Genomic DNA, 20,009 nt, shown 5'->3' with positions numbered 1-20,009 from the left:
GCTTATTTCCCCTCCTTTTTGAATTTCAATATGAACCAACGAATCATATAACTTGATGCTACGAAGAAAATGATCAATGCAATTACGATTTCTACCAGTTCTGTCGGAACACCGGCGCTTGTGGGCATTTCCAATGCACCGATTTTCAATGTTCCGAATAACAATGCTGCAAAAATGACGCCGATTGCCGTGTTCGCACCCAGTAGGGCAACAGCGATACCATCAAAACCGATGTTCGTAAATCCGGCTTTAACTGACATGTATCCGAATGTCCCTAACCCTTCCATCGCACCGGCAAGTCCAGCGAAACCTCCGGAAATCACCATGGACAGAATGATGTTTCTGCTTACGTTCATTCCAGCGTAGCTTGAAGCATTCTGGTTGAAACCGACTGAACGAAGCTCAAATCCTCTTGTAGTCTTATTCAACAAGAACCACATGACGAATGCTCCGCCAAGTGCGATCAACAGTCCATAATGCAGACGGGAGAAGTACGTCAGTTGGGATAACCATTCTGCGCCAAGAGAAGCTGAATCAGCTACTCGATCTGTACGATCCTGACCGTCTGTAATTACATTACGTACGATGGCATTACATGTATATAGTGCAATGTAGTTCATCATGATTGTTACGATAACTTCATGGACACCTAGTTTCGCTTTCAAAAGACCCGGTATGAATCCCCAGGCTGCTCCAGCTAGAGCTGCTGCAATGATCGCCAACGGAAGATGGATGATCATTGGTGCATCGATCGCCACCCCTACCCACACGGAGGCAAGCCAGCCCATGAATACCTGTCCTTCGACACCGATATTGAACAGACCCGTGCGGAATGCGAATGCAACCGCAAGTCCTGATAAGATATATGGTGTTACAAGACGTAACGTTTCTCCAAGGAAGAAAAGATCACCATAAGAGCCTTTCCATAATGCTGCATACCCTTCAACCGGATTGTAACCGAATATAAGCATGATGATCGCACCGGATAGAAGCCCTAGTATAACGGAAATGATCGGAATCAGAATATTAACTGTACGATTGGAAAACATCACGCGTCACCTGCCTTTTCCTGCTTGCTACCAGCCATCAGAAGACCCAGTTCCTGCTCGCTCGTCTCCTCCGGCTTCACTTCTGCAACCACCTGGCCATCGAACATGACGGCAATACGGTCACTCAGGTTCATGATCTCATCCAACTCGAAGGATAAAAGTAAAACAGCACGTCCTTTATCACGTTCTTCGATCAATTTCTTATGGATGAATTCGATTGCACCTACGTCCAGACCACGAGTCGGCTGGGCTGCAATGATCAGATCAGGGGATCTGTCCACCTCACGGCCGATAATCGCTTTCTGCTGATTTCCACCTGACAGTGCACGTGCAGGAGTGTACTCGCTAGGGGTACGCACGTCATATTCCTTGATCAAATCTCTCGCTTTGTTATAGATAGTTTTGAAGTTCATAACGGTATTTTTTGAGTATGGCTTTTGATAATAGGTTTGCAGAACCATATTTTCACCAATCGGAAAATCAAGTACCAGTCCATATTTATGACGGTCCTGAGGGATATGGGAAACACCCGCTTCCGTAACTTTCCGAGGTTTAAGGTTCATGATGGATTTTCCATTCAATTGAATGACTCCGCTCTCGGATTTCTTCAGCCCGGTGATCGCCTCGATCAATTCAGACTGACCATTCCCATCGACACCAGCGATTCCAACGATTTCTCCCGCCTTGACTTCCAAATTCAGACCCTTGACCATGTCTACTTTCCTGGCATCTTTGACGATCAGGTCCTTTACAGCCAGCACATTTTCTTTCGGATGTGCAGGAGTCTTCTCAGTGGAAAAGGAAACTTCCCTGCCCACCATCAAGGATGCTAGCTCCGTCGGATTTGTACCAGCAACATCAACGGTTCCGATGCCTTTTCCTTTACGGATGACAGTACAACGATCACATACTTCCATGATTTCTTTAAGCTTGTGTGTAATTAGAATGATCGATTTCCCTTCTTTAACAAGGGTACGCATGATCTCGATCAATTCTTTGATCTCCTGAGGGGTCAGAACTGCTGTCGGTTCATCCAGAATCAGGATGTCTGCCCCACGGTAAAGCGTTTTCAATATTTCCACACGCTGCTGCATTCCGACTGAAATGTCGCGGATTTTCGAGCGAGGATCGACCTTCAATCCGTACCGATCGGAAATCTCCTTCACTTCTTTTTCTGCTTTCTTTATATCTACTTTTCCTAGTTTACTAGGTTCACTTCCAAGAATGATATTTTCCGTTACCGTGAACGTATCCACGAGCATGAAGTGCTGGTGCACCATGCCGATCCCTAATTGGTTGGCATCATTCGGCCCTTTGATATTCGCTTTCTCTCCACGGACGCGGATCTCACCTTTTTCCGGCTGATACAAACCGAACAAAACGTTCATCAACGTTGATTTCCCCGCACCGTTTTCACCTAACAGGGCATGGATTTCGCCTTTTTTTACCTGGAGGGTAATGTCATCGTTTGCAACGATCCCTGGAAACTCTTTACGGATGCCAAGCATCTCAATAACATAATCCATGATTTCTCCTCACTCCCCTTTTTTGTCCCCAAAATTATAAAAGTCCCTAGACGCATCCTGGGTGTTGTCTCTTTATTATTGATGGCAGTAAAAATCACCAAATGAAAGGGACCATCATGATACCCTTCATTTGATGATCTTCAATATACAGGAGGCCGTGTCCGGCCCCCCTTGAATACTTATAGTGAGTCTACGAATGCTTTCGTTTCATCACGAGTACTTGGTACTTCTACTTCACCGTCGATGATTTTCTGTTTCCATTCTTCAACAGCATCGATGATGTCCTGTGTCATTGCATCTTCATTTGTACGTGCAACGCTGATCGCGTCATCTTCCAAGCCGTACTCGACGATTTCCCCACCAGGAAACTCACCGTTCATTGCTTTTGTAGTCATATCCTGGATTGCGATATCTACACGTTTGACCATGGAAGTCAATGTAACGTTCATGTCGTCGATTTGACCTTCTTCGTGCTGGTCACGGTCAACACCGATTACCCAAACATCTTCGTCAGGGTTGCTCTTCTTAAGGTCTTTCGCTTGTGCGAAGACACCGTTACCTGTACCACCAGAAGCGTGATAGATGACATCGATTCCGCTTGAATACATTTGGGAAGCGATTACTTTACCATCATCCGCAGCATCGAATGCACCAGCGTACTGTACTTCCACTTCGATATCAGGGTTGATGGATTTAACACCTGCGATGAATCCACTTTCGAATTTGTTGATCAAGTCTCCGTCAACACCACCGACGAATCCAACTTTGTTCGAGTTAGTCTTCATAGCAGCTGCAACACCAACAAGGAAAGAACCTTGATGTTCTTTGAACAGGATACTTGAAGCATTGTCTGCTTCTACAACAGAGTCGACGATACTGAAGTTCGTATCTGGATACTGTTCAGCGGCTTTAGCGATGTCCGGCTGAAGAAGGTAGCCGATACCATAAACCAAATCATACTCATCACGGACAAGACGAGAGATGTTCGTCGTATAGTCAGCATCACTTTCAGACTGAGCATAGGCAATCCCTTCGCCTTCTTCCATTCCATTTTCCTGACCGAAAGCTTTCAGACCTTCCCAAGCAGATTGGTTGAAGGATTTATCATCTACTCCACCAACGTCAGTTACCATTGCTGCAGAGAAATCTTCATTTCCTGAAGCTTCGTCACCATTGTCACTACCTTCATTATCTCCATTGGATCCTTCGTCATCGGAAGAACCACATGCGCCAAGTACCATACCGATTGCAAGTAGCAGACCGATAATCATTAGAAAACGACGATTTTTCAAAAAAATTACCCCCTAATAGTTTTAAGTAAAAGATGTGCGACAAACCTACCGAGTCCTAAGTTCGGCATCACCTCCCTAAAATAGAATGTTACATACTATTGAAAGCCCTTACACACGTTTTCTTAAAACGTGGAAGCTGAACTTGTCCGCTCTGAAGTAATTGGAGGAATACAGGACAGCTTCATCTTCGTCAGTGTAGTGCATTTGTTTCAGCAGAAGAAGCGATTGCTCAGGATCGCAGTTAAGAATCGGTGAAATGCGGTCATGGTAACCGATCGGTTCGATATGTGTAACTGCATAACTAACCCGTTTGCCTGCTACACCTTCAAGAATGCGGAACATTGAATCCGCTTCCTTCAAGTCTTCCCCATGGATGAATTGTTCTGGAATCTTGTCGATGCAGTAAACTACAGGGTCTCCATCCGCTGTCCTTACTCGCTCGACTTTCGCAAGGTTTTGAATATGTAGTGGAGCAAATCGTTCCATATCCTCTTCTGTCGGTTCGACGACGTCCGTAGAAAGGAACTGAGTTCCAGCATTCATCCCGCTGCTTTCAATCATGAATGTTACGCTGCTCAATTGTTCGATTCCTGAGGAAAACACTGGCTTTGGATTGACGAAGGTTCCAACACCATGACGACGTGTCACAATATTCTCCTCTTCCAGGATGCGGAGCGCTTCCCGTAATGTTGCCCGGGAGACCCCTAAACTTTTTGATAACTGAAATTCTGATGGTAATTTTTCCTTCTCTTTGTAGACACCTTTTTCAATATCCCTTTTCACTTGGTCGATCACTTGCAAATACAAGTGACGAGTGTCATGTTTGATTGACATCGCTTTCACTCCTGGTCAATAATCCTATGTATAGAGATCAGACATCTGACGTTCGACACATCATATTCGTCAATAATATAACACTTTTCTAGGAAGAAATAAATACTATGTCGACATATTTTTCAAAATCGCCTCCTCTATTCTGAATATCGGAATATTCACGCAATAAAAAGACATAAAAAAAACCCATTCTCATCAAATATTGTAAAATAATGAGAATGGGACTGGTTCAGGATGTTTGTTCTTCACTATTCGCAGATACAAGTACCGTACGAGGTTTGCTTCCTTCATAAGGACCTACGATACCGTTGTCTTCCATAGCATCGATCAACCTTGCCGCTCTAGTGTATCCAACTCGGAAACGGCGCTGGATCATCGATACACTGGCACTCTGCATTTCAATGACAAGCTGGACTGCTTCCGGGTATAGATCATCGTCCACTTCCTGTTTCGTTTCACTTTCTTCTTCAGGTATCATCTCATCCTGGTATTGGGCACGCTGCTGTTCGATACAGAAGTCGACCACTCGCTCCACTTCTTCATCGGATAAGAATGCCCCTTGGACTCGGGTACCATTTGAGGACCCTACCGGCATGTACAGCATATCCCCTCTTCCGAGCAGCTTTTCTGCACCACCGGAATCGAGAATCGTCCTGGAATCCGTTTGAGAGGAAACACTGAAAGCAATACGCGAAGGAATATTCGCTTTGATGACACCTGTGATGACGTCTACGGATGGGCGTTGCGTTGCAATGATCAGATGGATTCCTGCCGCACGCGCCATTTGTGCAAGTCTCGTAATTGCATCCTCTACATCACCGGAAGCGACCATCATCAAGTCAGCAAGCTCATCGACGAGAACGACGATATAAGGAAGTTGCGGCTGTTGCTCTTCCTGCAGTTGGTTCTGCTTATTGACATATTCGTTATAACCTTCAATGTTCCGAGTTCCAGTATCGGAAAACAAATCATAACGACGTTCCATTTCAGCTACGACCTTCTTAAGTGCTCGTGCCGCTTTTTTGGCATCGGTGACGACCGGAGCCAATAAGTGAGGAATGCCATTATAGACATTCAATTCCACTTTTTTAGGATCGATCATCATCATCTTGACTTCATGTGGCTTAGCACGCATCAAAATGCTCGTGATGATCCCGTTGATGCACACACTTTTCCCGCTTCCTGTCGCTCCTGCCACAAGCAGGTGCGGAAGCTTATTCAATTCCCCCATCACTGCATCGCCTGAAATATCTCTTCCGAGCGCAAAGCCAAGCTTTGAGCCTTGTTTAGCCTGTGAAGATTCAAGCACTTCGCGGAGTGACACCATCGCCACTTCCTGATTCGGCACTTCGATACCGACAGCTGATTTTCCAGGAATCGGTGCTTCGATCCGTATGTCCTTCGCAGCTAATGCAAGTGCCAAATCATTATGAAGGTTCACGATCTTACTGACTTTGACGCCAACATCCGGGTACACTTCATACTTTGTAACTGCAGGTCCAACATGGACTTTCGTCACCTTCGCTTTCACTCCGAAACTCTGGAACGTTTTCTCCAGCTTTCTCACCGTAGCCTGGATCTGGGAACGTTCCTGTGATTGGGAATTTTTGAAAGGTTCATTCAGAAGGTCCATACCCGGCAACTGGTAGTCGACGTTCTCCATTTCAGTCATCGGAAGTGATTGTGCAAGCGTGTCTTCATCTTTACCAGCCTGATTTTCTTCTGGCTGATCCGGCTTAGCTTCCTGCTTCTTGGCATAAGCGTTATCCGTAAAGTCCTGAATGATCGGTTCTTGACTTCCTGGGTCAGGATTTCCTTCTTCAACAATATCATAGCTTCGTTCCGCTTCAGTCTCAGCGACAGCCTCCGGTTCTTTTTTGTCCGCAGGCTTCTTTTTCGGCTTTTTACCTTTCGGCTTCGCTTGTTTCCACTGTTGTTGAGCGAAGGCTTTCAAATTACCGAACACCTTTCCCATCCATGACCCAAGTGACCACTCCGTCAAGAACAGAACCCCGACAATCATGCCGAAAACAGCAAGGATTTTAGCTCCAGCTGCAGAGAACAGGAAATAAGTCCAGGCAAACAGAAGTGCTCCAATCATTCCCCCACCAAGCGTACTATAGGAAATTTCCCCCTCTAGATACGTGAAGTAGTGTTCCCATGTCGTTTCCAGGATCGAAGGCTTGACGGCACCTGCAAGTATTCCTTCAAAGGACTGTATATGGGTGAATAGCAGAATGGAAGTGAATATGATATAAAAGCCAACCATTTTTTTATGTAGGAATACAGGCCATTTGCGCTTCACCATCAAATAGATACCAAGGCATAAGAGGAACAGGGACGCAATGAAGTACCAGACACCGAAGAAAAACTGCAGCAGATGCTCGAGCCCTCCCGGAATCGCTCCGTCACTGATCACACTTGCGCCGCTGCCGAAAACGGCAATCAATACGAAGAAAAGTCCGAGCAGCTCTGTCTTCAGTTGCTTTTTCAATTTGCTTTGCCGCTTTTTTCTTTTTTTAGCCATAGGATTCACCTCAAAAAAGCGAATAAGGATGCTGCACACTGGATCGACCTTCGTTTATCTACCGTGTATGCACCATCCTGATTCATATTCTCATCCCTTTTATTATAGCACAGGCAATCATATGTTTGGGCAGGGATTATACATTGAATTCTATTCCAGGCTGAAAGTCCGGGTCCATGAAATCCTGCGGGTCTGTCGAGAGCAGCTGGACGATTTGATAATTCCCATTTCCCATTTTCATCGCTTTGACGGGCCGTTGATTGTACTGAGTCATGATTGTATTCTGATATTCCTCCTGGTCAGGAGGAAATATATCCACTTCACTCAGTGGGGTGTAAAGGATCATTGAACCACCTGCTTCTCATCCGGCTTATTCTGGGAGATCATTTCATTCAATTTTTCCATTGCTTCTTTGACTCCCCCGACTGCATCAATCAGACCGAATTCAACTGCATCATCACCAACTACATTTGTTCCTATATCTCTTGTGAGATTTCCTTTTGCGAACATCAATTCTTTGAATTTCTCCTCGGACACATTGGAGTGGCGCGTCACAAAATTAATAACACGATCCTGCATTTTATCCAGGTATTCGAATGTTTGTGGCACTCCGATAACGAGACCAGTCAGTCTGATCGGGTGGATGGTCATCGTTGCAGTTTCTGCAATGAATGAGTGATCGGCAGATACTGCAATCGGGACACCGATCGAATGACCTCCGCCAAGTACGATGGATACCGTAGGCTTGGATAGAGAGGCAATCATTTCAGATATCGCCAATCCAGCTTCTACATCCCCACCAACTGTATTCAGTAATACGACCAATCCCTCGATTTTAGGGTTTTGTTCAATTGCAATCAATTGCGGAATGAGATGTTCATATTTAGTCGTCTTGTTCTGAGGCGGCAACTGAACATGCCCTTCGACCTGTCCGATAATCGGCAGGACGTGAATATTGGAGTCAGGTGCCTGTGGGACATTCGATTGCCCCAATTGCTGGATTTTTTCCACCAATTCCGATTTTCCTTGCTGTTCTTTCGGTTGTTCCTTCGGTTGTTGATTATGTTCTTCAGACATGACCATACCCCTTTCTTAATGGTTAGTATGGACAAATCAGGATGACTTACGCATCAATAACCAATAAAAAGATGCCGATCAGGAGGCAACTTTCACCTGAACGGCATCTTACTCTTTCTAATTATCCATTGAGAATAGCTGTAATACGATCGCGTTCTTCAGACGTCAATGGTACCAGTGGCAGACGTACGCCACCAACATCCAACCCTTTGATCTGCAGCGCGGTTTTCACCGGCGTCGGGGAAGGTGCACTGAACAGTTCGTTCATGATCGGCAGAATACGGCGATGAATCGCCGCAGCACCTTTGACATCACCTTCATCGAACTTATCAAGCATCTCCTGCATATCATTGCCGATGACATGGGATGATACAGAAACAATTCCATCTCCACCGATCGCTCTTACAGGAAGTGTCAAACCGTCATCTCCACTGTAAAGAGTGAAATCTTCAGAGGTATGTTGGATGATTTCTGCCATTGCGTCCAAGTCCCCACTTGCTTCTTTTACAGAAACGATATTGTCGATCTTGGATAACTCGATGATTGTTTCAGTTGTCATTTGGACGACGGAACGACCAGGAATATTGTAGAGCATTACTGGAAGCTTCGTTTCATTGGCAATGGCTTTAAAATGCGCAGACAGCCCGCGCTGGTTCGGTTTATTGTAATATGGGGTGACCAGCATGACCGCGTCAACGCCACACGCTTCCGCTTTTTTAGTCAGTTCGATGCTTGCATGTGTATTGTTGCTACCTGTCCCTGCAATGACAGGTACACGATTGTCTACTGCTTTAACGACATGTTTCCACAACGCAACCTTTTCTTCATTCGTCAGTGTAGGAGATTCCCCAGTCGTACCTGCAACGACGAGCCCGTCTGATCCATTATTGATCAAATAGTCAACGAGTTTCGTCGTCTTATCGAAGTCGATGTTACCTTTGTTATTGAATGGTGTGACCATCGCGGTCAAAACTCTACCAAAATTCATCGTTCCAATTCCTCCTTCTTCGTTTATAAAAGTACGTTCAGCTCGAATGCATCATGCAGTGCATTCACTGCTTTGACAAGTTCCTTTTCAGGAATGAGCACCCAAATGGTCGTATGGGAGTCTGCGGATTGAAGGATCTGGACACCTGCATCCGTCAACGTCTGGACAATCTTAGCAGTAACACCAGGAACACCGGTCATCCCTGCTCCGACAGTCGATACTTTCGCACAATTGCGGATGACTTCCGGTTTATAACCTAATCCCTGCAAAGTTTCTATAGCATGATCGGTGTAATAGTCCTCGACGGTATAGACGACCCCGCTCGGTGAGATATTGATGAAATCGACGGAAATACCGGCCTCTGCCATCGATTTGAATACCTCAGACTGGAGCTGGTAAGGCTCATCTTTGGCCTGCACCCTGATCTGTGAGATGGAAGAAATATGCGCAATTCCTGTAATGACACGATCTGCGATGTCTTTGCCAGCCTCTGTTTCACGGGAGGAAGTGACAAGCGTTCCTTCATCCGGTGAATAGGTGGAACGCACACGAATCGGCACCTTCGCCTGCATTGCTATCTCGACAGCTCTCGGATGGATGACCTTTGCGCCTTGATAAGCAAGGTTACAGATTTCGTTGTACGTGACTACATTAAGTGCACGCGCAGATTCAACGAGACGGGGATCTGCTGTCATGATTCCTTCGACATCTGTAAAAATATCCACGTACTCTGCCTGCAAAGCAGCGCCGAGTGCGGCAGCTGTTGTGTCGCTGCCTCCTCTGCCAATGGTAGTAATTTCACCATTGCTCGACTTGCCTTGGAAACCGGCAACTACAACGACATCGTGTTCAGTGAATTCCTCGATTACACGAGCAGGATCCATCTTAAGGATTTTGGCTTTATTGAAATCTTCATTCGTCAAAAAGCCTGCCTGTGCACCTGTCAGGGCAATCGAATGTACACCGGACCGCTTCAATTCATTTGAAAAAACCACCGATGAAATCGTTTCTCCGCACGACATCAGCAAATCTCTTTCCCTGGATGAAATATTCGAAGCAGGAAAATGAACGAGGTCAAGCAGGGAATCCGTTGCGTACGGATCCCCTTTCCTTCCCATCGCCGATACGGTCACCACCACTTTGTATCCTTGTTCAAGTGCTGCTTTAATATGATTTATTGCATTGGCACGGCCTTCTGGATCCTTCACAGAAGTACCGCCGAATTTCTGAACTAAAAATTTCATGCTGACACCTCATCAAATTTGTATTACAACCAATCATTGGCAACGAGCCGCTCCGCAATCTGGACGGAATTCCACGCTGCCCCCTTCAATAGGTTATCAGACACGATCCAAAGGTGGAAACCGTTCGACTGGTCCAAGTCTTTCCTTACTCTACCAACAAATACATCACGCTTCTCTGCAGCGCTCAATGGTGTCGGATATGTCTGGGTAGCCGGATCATCTTCAAGCACGATTCCCGGAGCTTCTTTAAGGGAATTGTGGATATCGGAAACTTCCACACCGTCTTTCTCAATTTCAATATAGACACTCTCTGCGTGGGATGTGAAAAACGGAAGTCTCACACATGTGGCCGCAACCGGCAAATCGTTCTCATGCATGATCTTCTTCGTTTCATTGATCATCTTCATCTCTTCGAATGTATAACCGTTATCCTGAAACTTATCGATTTGCGGCAATGCGTTGAAGGCAATCGGGTAATGGCGTTCATCAGAACCGACCGGAAGGATTTCTGCTTTCATTTCCTTTCCTTCCAAGAACTCCTTCGATTGTTGGCGAAGCTCATCTGCCGCCTGTGTGCCTGCACCTGAAACTGCCTGATACGTAGATACGATCACACGTTTCAGTCCAAATGCTTCACGGATCGGCTGCAGGGCAGCTACCATCTGGATCGTTGAACAATTCGGGTTGGCAATGATTCCTTTATGTTCTTTGATATCTGCTTCATTCACCTCAGGGACGACTAGTGGTACACCATCTTCCATGCGATAGGCACTTGTGTTGTCAACGACTACTGCACCACGTTTCACTGCTTCAGGTGCCAATTGCTTTGATACGGAACCTCCCGCAGAGAAGAGCGCGATATCGATTCCTTCGAAGCTTTCCGGTTTCGCTTCTTCCAGAATGAGTTCTTCACCTTTAAAAACCACTTTCTTTCCAGCGGAACGGCTGGAAGAAAGCAGCTTCAATTCATTTATAGGAAAATTACGTTCTTCTAATGTCTGGATCATTTTTTGGCCGACAGCTCCCGTAGCACCGACAACTGCCACATTATATGTTTTTGTTTGACTCATGATGGTGTCTCCTCTCTCTTCTTATGGTTGTTGGATTGATTCAAAGAGTCACTCTGCTTGTATTCTATCATATTAACCTCGGGCATCGTTAAGGAAAACTATGCCTCATCGAAATATCGTTGAAGAAGCACCGGCTGCAGCTGCTCTCCTTCAATGGCAGCCAAAACGGTTTCTTTCAGTAACGTCATTTCCGCTACGAGTGAATTCGGCTTCTTGAACGGGTGATCCTGACCATAAGGGATGAAGTAGATGTTCTTCGTCGCCATCAGGCGCATAAGGTTTACACCATTCAGTCCAAGTGCATCATTGGTAGAGATTCCGACCACGACAGGACTGCCATTCCTGAGCGTCGCTTTTGCCGCCATCAGAACAGGGGAGTCTGTCAACGCATTGGCGAATTTACTCATGGAATTCCCCGTCAATGGTGCAATCACCATGCAATCCAACGGCCGCTTCGGCCCCAAAGGCTCTGCATCAGGAATGGTCATGATCGGTTCCTCACCAGTAATTTCTTTCAGCTTTTTTAAATGATCTGCTGCGTCCCCAAATCGCGTATCCGTTTTCTGTACGGTATAAGACAGCACAGGAATGACTGTCGCACCACTGTCGACAAGTTTTTGTATTTCAGGGAAAACCGCATCATACGTACAATGGGATCCAGTCAATCCGAAGCCGATCGTTTTTCCGCTTAAACTCATTCATGTTCATCCTTTCCAGTTGATTCTTTCAACACTTGCAGCACTACGTTCGCCAGTATTTTACCTGCAGTTTTCGGAGCTACAATTCCAGGAAGTCCTGGAGCAAGAACCGCTTTGATTCCACGCTTCTCCGCATAACGGAAATCCGTCCCTCCAGGCTTAGAAGCCAAATCAAGCACGAAGGTATGGCCAGGCATTTTCTGGATGACTGCCGCTGTAACAATCTCAGCAGGAATCGTATTAATCAGGACATCACAGTTCCCGGACACCTGTTCCAGTTCATTCAAATAAAATGGAGTAAGCCCCATTTCCATCACTCTTGCATAATGTTCAGATCGCCTGATACCGACGAACACTTTCGCACCTAATCCGTGAAAGGCTCTCGCGACACTCATCCCCACCCTGCCAAGGCCAAGAATGTACACACGAGAGGAATGGATCGTGAAATCCGTGTTCTGAATCACCATCATGATCGTGCCTTCAACTGTAGGCACTGAGTTATAAATTGCTACATCATCACGTGAAAACAATGGGATCAGTTTACGGTTTGCCTGGTGGATCATCGATGTCAAATAGTCGTTCGTTATTCCAGTGAAAAAAAGACAATGGCTTGGTGTTCGTTCCACCCACTCTTTTTCGAGTGTAATTTGCTGATTCGAAAAAATCGATTCGATATTACCTGCTGCATCCGTTCCCGGTACAGGAAGAATAACAGCATCAAGCTTCTCAATTACCTCATCATCCATGTCGATATGATTCGCGCCGGTAAATCCATAGTCAAGTTTGTCGAATCCTACTAAATGGAGTGTGGCATCCCATTCATTCAATTTGCGGACCATTTCGATCTGCCTGGCGTCTCCACCAAGAATCGCCACGTTAAATCCGGTCAGCATAACCGGACACCTCCTTTATCTGCTGCACTACCGTTTCCCTCTATCCTATGAATCCTCCATCTGTTCGTGCGCTTTTTGAAGCACTCACAAACAAAAAAACACCCATTTCATAAAAATGGATGTTTTAACTATATCTCTGTGAATCACAGCTTCTTTTTCGGTTGAATGAGGATCATATCTTCACCGACACGTATGATTTCATCCCAGGTAATCCTGTATCCTTCCGACTCCGATTTCATCCCGAACCATTTGTATTCAGGGATGACAAACGATATGATCTCCCCTGTCGTCTGATCGATTTCCATATCCGTTTGACCAAGTATTCCAAGTTTCGTACCGCTTGTAATATCGACGATCTCTTTTCCTCCTAGACTTTTGTACCTCATATCGAAGCCTCCTTTTTATCATCTCGAAGTATCCATCAATGTTTCAATATTGCCGATTCGGAATCCCTTGTCTCTGAGTCCATCTATCAATTCATCCAGACTGTCCGCTGTCACTGCAGTAGGGTGCATAAGGATGGTTGCACCATTATGCGCTTTCGGCAGTACTCTCTGAAGAAGCACTTCTTTGGTAGGCTTCTTCCAGTCAATCGTATCCACAGTCCAAAGGATCGTGTACATCTCAAGTTCCTCCGCTGCTTCGACGACTTGCTGATTATAGCCGCCGGCAGGAGGAGCGAACCATTTGGTTTCATCATTAATCAGCGAGCGAAGCACGTCATTCGTCTGGGAAATTGATTCATTCGCAGAAGCTTTATCCATCCTCGACATATCCGGATGGTTGTAGGCATGATTTCCAATGATATGTTCCTGCTCATGAATCATTTTCACAATGTCAGGATTCTTTTCAGCAAACCTTCCATCGATGAAAAAATTCGCTTTTACGTTTTTTTCATTGAGCGTCTTCAACATTTCAGGAATATACTCTTCTCCCCATGAGACATTGATCAGCAGAGTGACCATCTCCTTTTCCGGATTCCCTCTATAGATCGGGGCAGGTGGGAGGTCATCGATGGATACTCCAGGAGGGACAGTATCGTAGACAAGCAGCTTTTTGTCGAAAATTCCATTCTTCTTCATTTTTTCATATGATTTCTTTATATCTACCTTACGGCCGTCTAAGCCGGGTGTTTTTTTCCAAACTTGATCGATGTACGCATTTTCAGGTGCTTCATTCATTTCCTTGCTTTTCGATTCGATCTCTTTATATAGAGAGGTCGACTCGGAACCAGTCAGGAGCATTGCAGGTGTGTAGTTACGCAACAATTCTTTCTGACTAATAAATAATACGGCAAATCCTGCGATGAGCAGTGTAACCACTAATGCAGCCTTTGGCTTCATACCACCCCTCCTTATCGATAGCTTATGTTGCTTAAGGACAAGGTAGAACGGAATTTGCTACGCTGATGGAATCTAATCAGTTTATGCTTTAGGATTTTCCGAATCTGTGCAAAGGGCGTCTGGGAAACTACTCGCTTTCCTGTGGGGGAGCTGGCGAGCCTCCTCGGTCGTTTTCACTCCCTGTGGGGTCTCGCCTAGCCCCTTCTCCCACGGGAGTCTCGCAGTTTCCCAGCCACCCTAGGTGTGTTTGGTTATGCATACTTTTCTATGGCTTATCTAGGACCAGGTAATCAACAGTAGTATTTACTTAGTCTTTTTCAGTGAAATAAAGTCAAAAACTAGTAGATTCCAATGAAAGATCGAAGTTCTAGAGGTTATGTTATACGAGAATAGCTTGGGGGGTCGTCCGGAGAATGCGAGTGGTATTTTCCCACTTTCGCATAAAAAAAGCTTGTAGAGGACTCGAAGTTCCTCTACAAGCTGTATAGCTGGTCTCCCAGCTTCTTTATTGCTGGTTTGCTTCTTCTTTTTTCTTTTCTTCAAGAAGAATCGCTTTTCTGGACAGGTTGACGCGCCCTTGGTTATCGATCTCTTTCACTTTAACTTTGATCGTATCCCCAAGCTTCACGACATCCTCCACTTTACGGATGCGTTCTTCGGCCATTTCAGAAATGTGTACAAGGCCTTCTTTACCTTTGTACAATTCAACGAAAGCACCGAACTTCTCAATCCGTTTCACTTTACCATCATATACTTCACCGACTTCGACTTCACGGACGATATCTTCGATGATCTGCTTCGCTTTTGCATTCATTTCTGAATCAGCGGAAGAGATGAACACCTTACCGTCCTGCTCGATATCGATTTTGACACCTGTATCTTCGATGATTTTGTTGATCTGCTTACCGCTTGGTCCAATGACATCACGGATTTTCTCCGGCTTGATCTCCATCGTAAGAATCTTCGGAGCGTATTGGGACAATTCCTGACGTGTTTCAGGCATTGTAGCAAGCATGCTATCAAGAATCTGCATGCGGCCTTTTTTCGCCTGTTTCAAAGCTTCTTCAAGAATTTCACGGGATAGTCCTTCAATTTTGATATCCATCTGCAATGCAGTGACACCATCAGCAGTACCTGCTACTTTAAAGTCCATATCTCCAAGGAAATCTTCCATACCCTGAATATCAGAAAGAATTGTATAATCGTCTCCGGATTTCACAAGACCCATTGCAATACCTGCTACAGGTGCTTTAATCGGTACACCGGCATCCATCATTGCAAGGGTGCTTGCGCAAATACTTGCCTGAGACGTGGAACCATTCGATTCAAGCACTTCCGATACAAGACGGATCGTGTATGGGAAATCCTCTTCTGAAGGTACGACAACTTCAAGTGCACGCTCACCTAGAGCTCCATGCCCGATTTCACGACGACCAGGTCCACGAATCGGACCAGTTTCACCGACGGAGAAATGAGGGAAGTTGTAATGGTGCATGAATCGCTTAGATTCTTCCAAATCCAGACCATCAAGGATCTGTACATCACCAAGCGCACCTAGCGTACAGATGCTCAACGCCTGAGTCTGTCCACGAGTGAACAATCCTGAACCGTGTGTACGAGGCAGGATACCGACACGGGAAGATAATGGACGGATTTCATCTGCAGCACGCCCGTCAGGACGGATCTTCTCTTTCGTAATAAGTCGGCGGACTTCTTCTTTAACCATGTCATCGAGAATCGCCTGAACTTTTCCGATTGTTTCTTCATCCGCTCCCTGCTCTTCATAATGAGCAATGATGGATGCTTTAGCTTCCTTGATCGCTTCTTCTCGTGCTTTCTTTTCAAATGTCTGGATCGCTTTGACCATCGTCTCTTTACCTTCAGCTTCCACTTGCGCTTTCAGCTCACGGTCAAGATCAAATAGAACGACATCCATCTTTTCTTTTCCTACAGCTTCGACGATCTCTTCCTGGAAGGCTACAAGGCGCTTGATCTCTTCATGACCAAACATGATCGCTTCAAGCATATCTTCTTCAGGTACTTCGTTGGCACCAGCTTCCACCATATTGATGGCATCCTTCGTACCAGCAACAGTCAGATCAATATCGCTTTTCGCCTGCTGTTCGATAGTAGGGTTGATGATCAGTTCACCATCTACACGTCCGACAACGGCACCGGCAATCGGCCCACCGAACGGGATGTTGGATATAGAAAGTGCAATGGATGAACCAAGCATTGCTGCCATTTCAGATGAACAGTCCTGGTCCACACTCATCACTGTACTGATGACTTGTACATCGTTACGGAATCCATTCGGGAATAACGGACGGATCGGACGGTCGATCAGACGGGAAGCAAGTACTGCCTTCTCACTTGGACGTCCTTCACGTTTGATGAATCCTCCCGGGATTTTTCCGACTGCATAAAGTCGCTCTTCATAATTGACTGTCAACGGGAAAAACGGAAGGTCCTTGGGTTCCTTGGAACCGGTAGCCGCAGACAATACGGATGTATCGCCGTAACGGACCATACAAGCGCCACTTGCCTGCTTAGCCAATTCTCCGATTTCAATGGAGAATGTACGTCCGGCAACATCAATTGAAAACACTTGTTTTTCTTCTGCCATAAATGCTGTGCTCCTCTCAGAATATCAACTGTAAATTAAAAAGAATGTTTTAAATAACATTCTTTATGTACTTAAACATACAGAAAAAGCGGGATTACTCCCGCTTTTAGTCATACCATTAACGACGCAAGCCAAGACTCTTGATCAACTCGCGGTAACGTGTAATGTCAGATTTGCGTAGGTAGTTCAATAGGTTACGACGCTTACCTACCATTTTCAAAAGACCACGGCGTGAATGGTGATCCTTTTTGTGAGTACGCAAATGATCATTCAATGAAGTGATCTGCTCAGTTAGAACTGCAATCTGAACCTCTGGAGATCCAGTGTCGTTTTCATGAGTTTTGTACTCATTGATGATTTCATTCTTACGTTCTTGTGTGATTGCCATAATGGCACCTCCTGTAATTTCTTAGAATTCCCTTTCCCCTAGCAAGCGTCGGAGTTACGCACTGCCAAGCGAAGGTTCCGTAATTAAGGGTACATGTTTTGGAGCTAAAATGCAAGTGATTGACTGTAATCACTGAAAAAAACGACGTATTTCCTCTTCATCAGAATGAAGTTGGGCAATTAACGCATCGATCCCATTGAACTTCTTTTCTTCACGGATGAACGCATGCCACTCGACCTTTACGTCTTCTCCATAAATATCTCCATTAAAGTCAAAAATATACACTTCGAGGCTTGGTTTTTCCGCTTCGTCGTAAAAAGTCGGTTTATAGCCTAGATTCGCCATACCATGATACCATTTGCCCCTGACATTGATCGCAACGGCATACACCCCTACCTTCGGGAGCAGATAGGCATCACTGATATGGATGTTTGCAGTTGGAAAACCGATGGTACGTCCCCGCTGATCACCCTTGATGACCTCGCCCTGAACGGATAGGGGCCTTCCCAGCAAGTCCGTCACTTCAGGAAGTTCACCATTTTTTATCGCTTCCCTGACCCTAGTGGAGCTTACTTTCTCTCCATTCCGTTCGACCTTGGGAATCGTCGTTTGGGTGAATTGCTCGCGGGAGTGGAACGGAAGACTTTCCATATTCCCTTTGCCCATACGGCCATAACTGAAATCAAACCCGGCGACTACATGATCTACATTCAATCCAATGAAAAAGTGATCGACAAACTGTTGTGGCAATAGTTCTGCCAATGACTCTGTGAAGCGGACGACGTACAGTCGGTCCACTCCCATTCTTTCGAGGAAGTAGATTTTATCCGCCAATGGAGTAATGTATTTCACATGCTGTTGTTCTTTTTTCAATACGACCGACGGGTGTGGGTCGAAGGTCATCACTGCACTTTGCTTCCCGCTTTGTTCGGCTAGTTCTACAGCCGTCTTAATCAGTTTCTGATGGCCGAGGTGGACGCCATCAAAAAAGCCGACAGCCATGATCGTCGGGTCGATTTCCTCCCGATTCAGGGTATGTGGATATGTCAATTCAATCACTTGCAACGCTCTCACCTACTTTACGTTTCAAAATAATGCTCAGTTAAAAACTCTTACCGGTTTAATCTTGCCCTCTTTTGCAGGGTGACGCTGATAGATTGCAAGCGTCTTACCTTCGTGTACGACTCTGAATGGATTCGAATCAGGCAGATCGTCGGTCTGATTCAAAACTTGTCCGAATTTGATCCTTTCAGCAAGCCCTTCGTCAACCGTCCACGCTTCAATATGATTCAATCCTCTTTCCATCGGTAGAAGAATCTGCGATACGGAATCATTTGTTGCATGCTTTTCCACTTCTTCAATCGAATAGCAATCTTCTTTTCCGAAGTCTCCGGTTCGAGTTCGTACTAAATGTGCCATGTGGGCTGGGTACCCTAGTGCAGCTCCGATATCGACACATAACGTACGGATATACGTGCCCTTCGAGCAGGTCACACGGATAGGAAAATGAACTTTTCCGTCCTGCTCAGAGAGGCTTGAAGAAAGCAGTTCGATTTGGTGGATTTGCACTTTTCTAGAAGGGCGTTCCACTGTTTCCCCTTTTCTCGCGTATTCATACAGTTTCTTACCATTTACTTTCACAGCTGAATACATCGGCGGGATTTGAGTGATTTCCCCTTCAAACTGCTTGATTACCTGCTCCACTTCCGAGAGTGTCAGCGCAGGATCCACAACTTTTTCGGAAATGACTTCACCACTTGCATCTTCTGTATCTGTACTGCTTCCGACGCATACGACCGCATCATAATCTTTACGTGTATCCGTTAAGAATGGAACAATTTTTGTAGCTGTGCCGATACACAGGGGGAGCACACCTTCTACATCTGGATCCAGTGTTCCTGTGTGGCCGACTTTCTTCGTTTTCAACAGTTTTCTTGCTTTCATCACACAGTCATGGGATGTCCAGCCTTTAGGCTTCCAAAGTGCCAGGATTCCATCCATATGTATCACCTCACCGCACCAGTCGTCGATTAGTCTGAACCGTCTGATGGAGATTTAATGTAATAAATCCGCGCCGCAGGTGGCAGCACGGATTCATAAGGTCAATAACTATCTTCGTTAAGATCACGAAGCAGTTTCTCAATACGATTTCCTCTTTCAATCGCATCATCGAATTCAAATGTGATCTCAGGGGTTTTACGCAAGCGAATACGATTTCCGATCTCTGATCGGATGAACCCTTTCGCTTTTGCAAGTCCCACCAATGTTTCCTGCTTCTGTTTTTCTTCGCCTAACACAGAGATGAAAACTTTTGCCTGCTGCAGGTCACCAGTAACTTGGACATCGGTAACCGTCACGAACCCTACACGAGGATCCTTGATCTTTTTACTTATGATGTCGCCAAGTTCTTTCTTCATCTGTTCCCCGACACGGTTTGCTCTTAATTCACTCATC

Annotated in this window: 19 protein-coding genes; all 19 read right to left on the bottom strand. The window is 45.6% G+C overall.

Features of this window, described 5'->3' with window-relative positions:
- Window positions 1-2: 2 nt before the first annotated feature.
- The 19 genes from ACFQ2J_RS03440 to rbfA all read right to left on the bottom strand — a co-directional run bounded on the left by ACFQ2J_RS03440 (window position 3) and on the right by rbfA (window position 20,008).
- The gene (locus ACFQ2J_RS03440; protein ID WP_386056597.1) at window positions 3-1,049 is read right to left on the bottom strand and encodes an ABC transporter permease; all 1,047 of its coding nucleotides are present in this window, start codon (window positions 1,047-1,049) and stop codon (window positions 3-5) included.
- Window positions 1,049-2,575: an ABC transporter ATP-binding protein gene (locus ACFQ2J_RS03435; protein WP_386056595.1), complete on the bottom strand. Its 1,527-nt coding sequence runs from the start codon at window positions 2,573-2,575 to the stop codon at window positions 1,049-1,051. Before ACFQ2J_RS03435 ends, ACFQ2J_RS03440 begins: the two co-directional genes overlap by 1 nt.
- 179 nt (window positions 2,576-2,754) lie before the next feature.
- Window positions 2,755-3,867, bottom strand: coding sequence for a BMP family lipoprotein (locus ACFQ2J_RS03430; RefSeq protein ID WP_386056593.1), 1,113 nt, complete (start codon window positions 3,865-3,867; stop codon window positions 2,755-2,757).
- A gap of 108 nt (window positions 3,868-3,975) precedes the next feature.
- Window positions 3,976-4,701, bottom strand: a complete 726-nt coding sequence (locus ACFQ2J_RS03425) for a GntR family transcriptional regulator (protein WP_386056591.1) — start codon at window positions 4,699-4,701, stop codon at window positions 3,976-3,978.
- A gap of 229 nt (window positions 4,702-4,930) precedes the next feature.
- Window positions 4,931-7,228 (bottom strand): FtsK/SpoIIIE family DNA translocase, encoded by a 2,298-nt coding sequence (locus ACFQ2J_RS03420; RefSeq protein WP_386056590.1) that lies wholly within the window; start codon window positions 7,226-7,228, stop codon window positions 4,931-4,933.
- A gap of 136 nt (window positions 7,229-7,364) precedes the next feature.
- Complete coding sequence (locus ACFQ2J_RS03415; RefSeq protein WP_386056588.1) at window positions 7,365-7,574, bottom strand: YlzJ-like family protein; 210 nt, start codon at window positions 7,572-7,574, stop codon at window positions 7,365-7,367.
- Window positions 7,571-8,305: a ClpP family protease gene (locus tag ACFQ2J_RS03410; RefSeq protein WP_386056586.1), complete on the bottom strand. Its 735-nt coding sequence runs from the start codon at window positions 8,303-8,305 to the stop codon at window positions 7,571-7,573. The genes ACFQ2J_RS03415 and ACFQ2J_RS03410 overlap by 4 nt, the downstream gene beginning before the upstream one ends.
- A gap of 121 nt (window positions 8,306-8,426) precedes the next feature.
- The gene (dapA, locus tag ACFQ2J_RS03405; protein ID WP_386056584.1) at window positions 8,427-9,293 is read right to left on the bottom strand and encodes a 4-hydroxy-tetrahydrodipicolinate synthase; all 867 of its coding nucleotides are present in this window, start codon (window positions 9,291-9,293) and stop codon (window positions 8,427-8,429) included.
- Window positions 9,294-9,316: 23 nt separating this feature from the next.
- Entirely contained in the window at window positions 9,317-10,537 is a 1,221-nt protein-coding gene (dapG, locus tag ACFQ2J_RS03400; protein WP_386056582.1) for an aspartate kinase, read from the bottom strand.
- 23 nt (window positions 10,538-10,560) lie between these two features.
- Window positions 10,561-11,607, bottom strand: a complete 1,047-nt coding sequence (gene asd, locus ACFQ2J_RS03395; RefSeq protein ID WP_386056581.1) for an aspartate-semialdehyde dehydrogenase — start codon at window positions 11,605-11,607, stop codon at window positions 10,561-10,563.
- A 98-nt stretch (window positions 11,608-11,705) separates the two neighbouring features.
- A complete protein-coding gene (locus ACFQ2J_RS03390) occupies window positions 11,706-12,305 on the bottom strand; it encodes a dipicolinate synthase subunit B (protein ID WP_386056578.1) in 600 nt (199 codons plus the stop codon).
- Window positions 12,302-13,198 carry a dipicolinic acid synthetase subunit A gene (dpaA, locus tag ACFQ2J_RS03385; RefSeq protein ID WP_386056576.1) on the bottom strand — a complete coding sequence of 299 codons (897 nt, stop codon included), beginning with the start codon at window positions 13,196-13,198 and terminating at the stop codon, window positions 12,302-12,304. The genes ACFQ2J_RS03390 and dpaA overlap by 4 nt, the downstream gene beginning before the upstream one ends.
- Before the next feature lie 143 nt (window positions 13,199-13,341).
- Window positions 13,342-13,584 (bottom strand): YlmC/YmxH family sporulation protein, encoded by a 243-nt coding sequence (locus tag ACFQ2J_RS03380; protein ID WP_386056574.1) that lies wholly within the window; start codon window positions 13,582-13,584, stop codon window positions 13,342-13,344.
- A gap of 18 nt (window positions 13,585-13,602) precedes the next feature.
- Window positions 13,603-14,541, bottom strand: coding sequence for a polysaccharide deacetylase family protein (locus ACFQ2J_RS03375; RefSeq protein ID WP_386056573.1), 939 nt, complete (start codon window positions 14,539-14,541; stop codon window positions 13,603-13,605).
- A gap of 505 nt (window positions 14,542-15,046) precedes the next feature.
- Window positions 15,047-17,167, bottom strand: a complete 2,121-nt coding sequence (gene pnp, locus ACFQ2J_RS03370) for a polyribonucleotide nucleotidyltransferase (RefSeq protein WP_386056572.1) — start codon at window positions 17,165-17,167, stop codon at window positions 15,047-15,049.
- A gap of 118 nt (window positions 17,168-17,285) precedes the next feature.
- Window positions 17,286-17,555, bottom strand: coding sequence for a 30S ribosomal protein S15 (gene rpsO, locus ACFQ2J_RS03365; protein ID WP_386056570.1), 270 nt, complete (start codon window positions 17,553-17,555; stop codon window positions 17,286-17,288).
- A gap of 129 nt (window positions 17,556-17,684) precedes the next feature.
- Complete coding sequence (ribF, locus tag ACFQ2J_RS03360; protein ID WP_386056568.1) at window positions 17,685-18,620, bottom strand: bifunctional riboflavin kinase/FAD synthetase; 936 nt, start codon at window positions 18,618-18,620, stop codon at window positions 17,685-17,687.
- Window positions 18,621-18,653: 33 nt separating this feature from the next.
- A complete protein-coding gene (gene truB / locus ACFQ2J_RS03355; protein WP_386056566.1) occupies window positions 18,654-19,556 on the bottom strand; it encodes a tRNA pseudouridine(55) synthase TruB in 903 nt (300 codons plus the stop codon).
- 101 nt (window positions 19,557-19,657) lie between these two features.
- Window positions 19,658-20,008 (bottom strand): 30S ribosome-binding factor RbfA, encoded by a 351-nt coding sequence (gene rbfA, locus ACFQ2J_RS03350; RefSeq protein ID WP_386056564.1) that lies wholly within the window; start codon window positions 20,006-20,008, stop codon window positions 19,658-19,660.
- Between the last annotated feature and the right edge of the window lies 1 nt (window position 20,009).

The sequence above is a fragment of the Thalassobacillus hwangdonensis genome, assembly GCF_042675915.1.
Lineage (GTDB): Bacteria > Bacillota > Bacilli > Bacillales > Halobacillaceae > Thalassobacillus_A > Thalassobacillus_A hwangdonensis.
The sequence above is the reverse complement of the archived record's forward strand: the minus strand, read 5'-3'. Positions and strand labels throughout refer to the sequence as shown.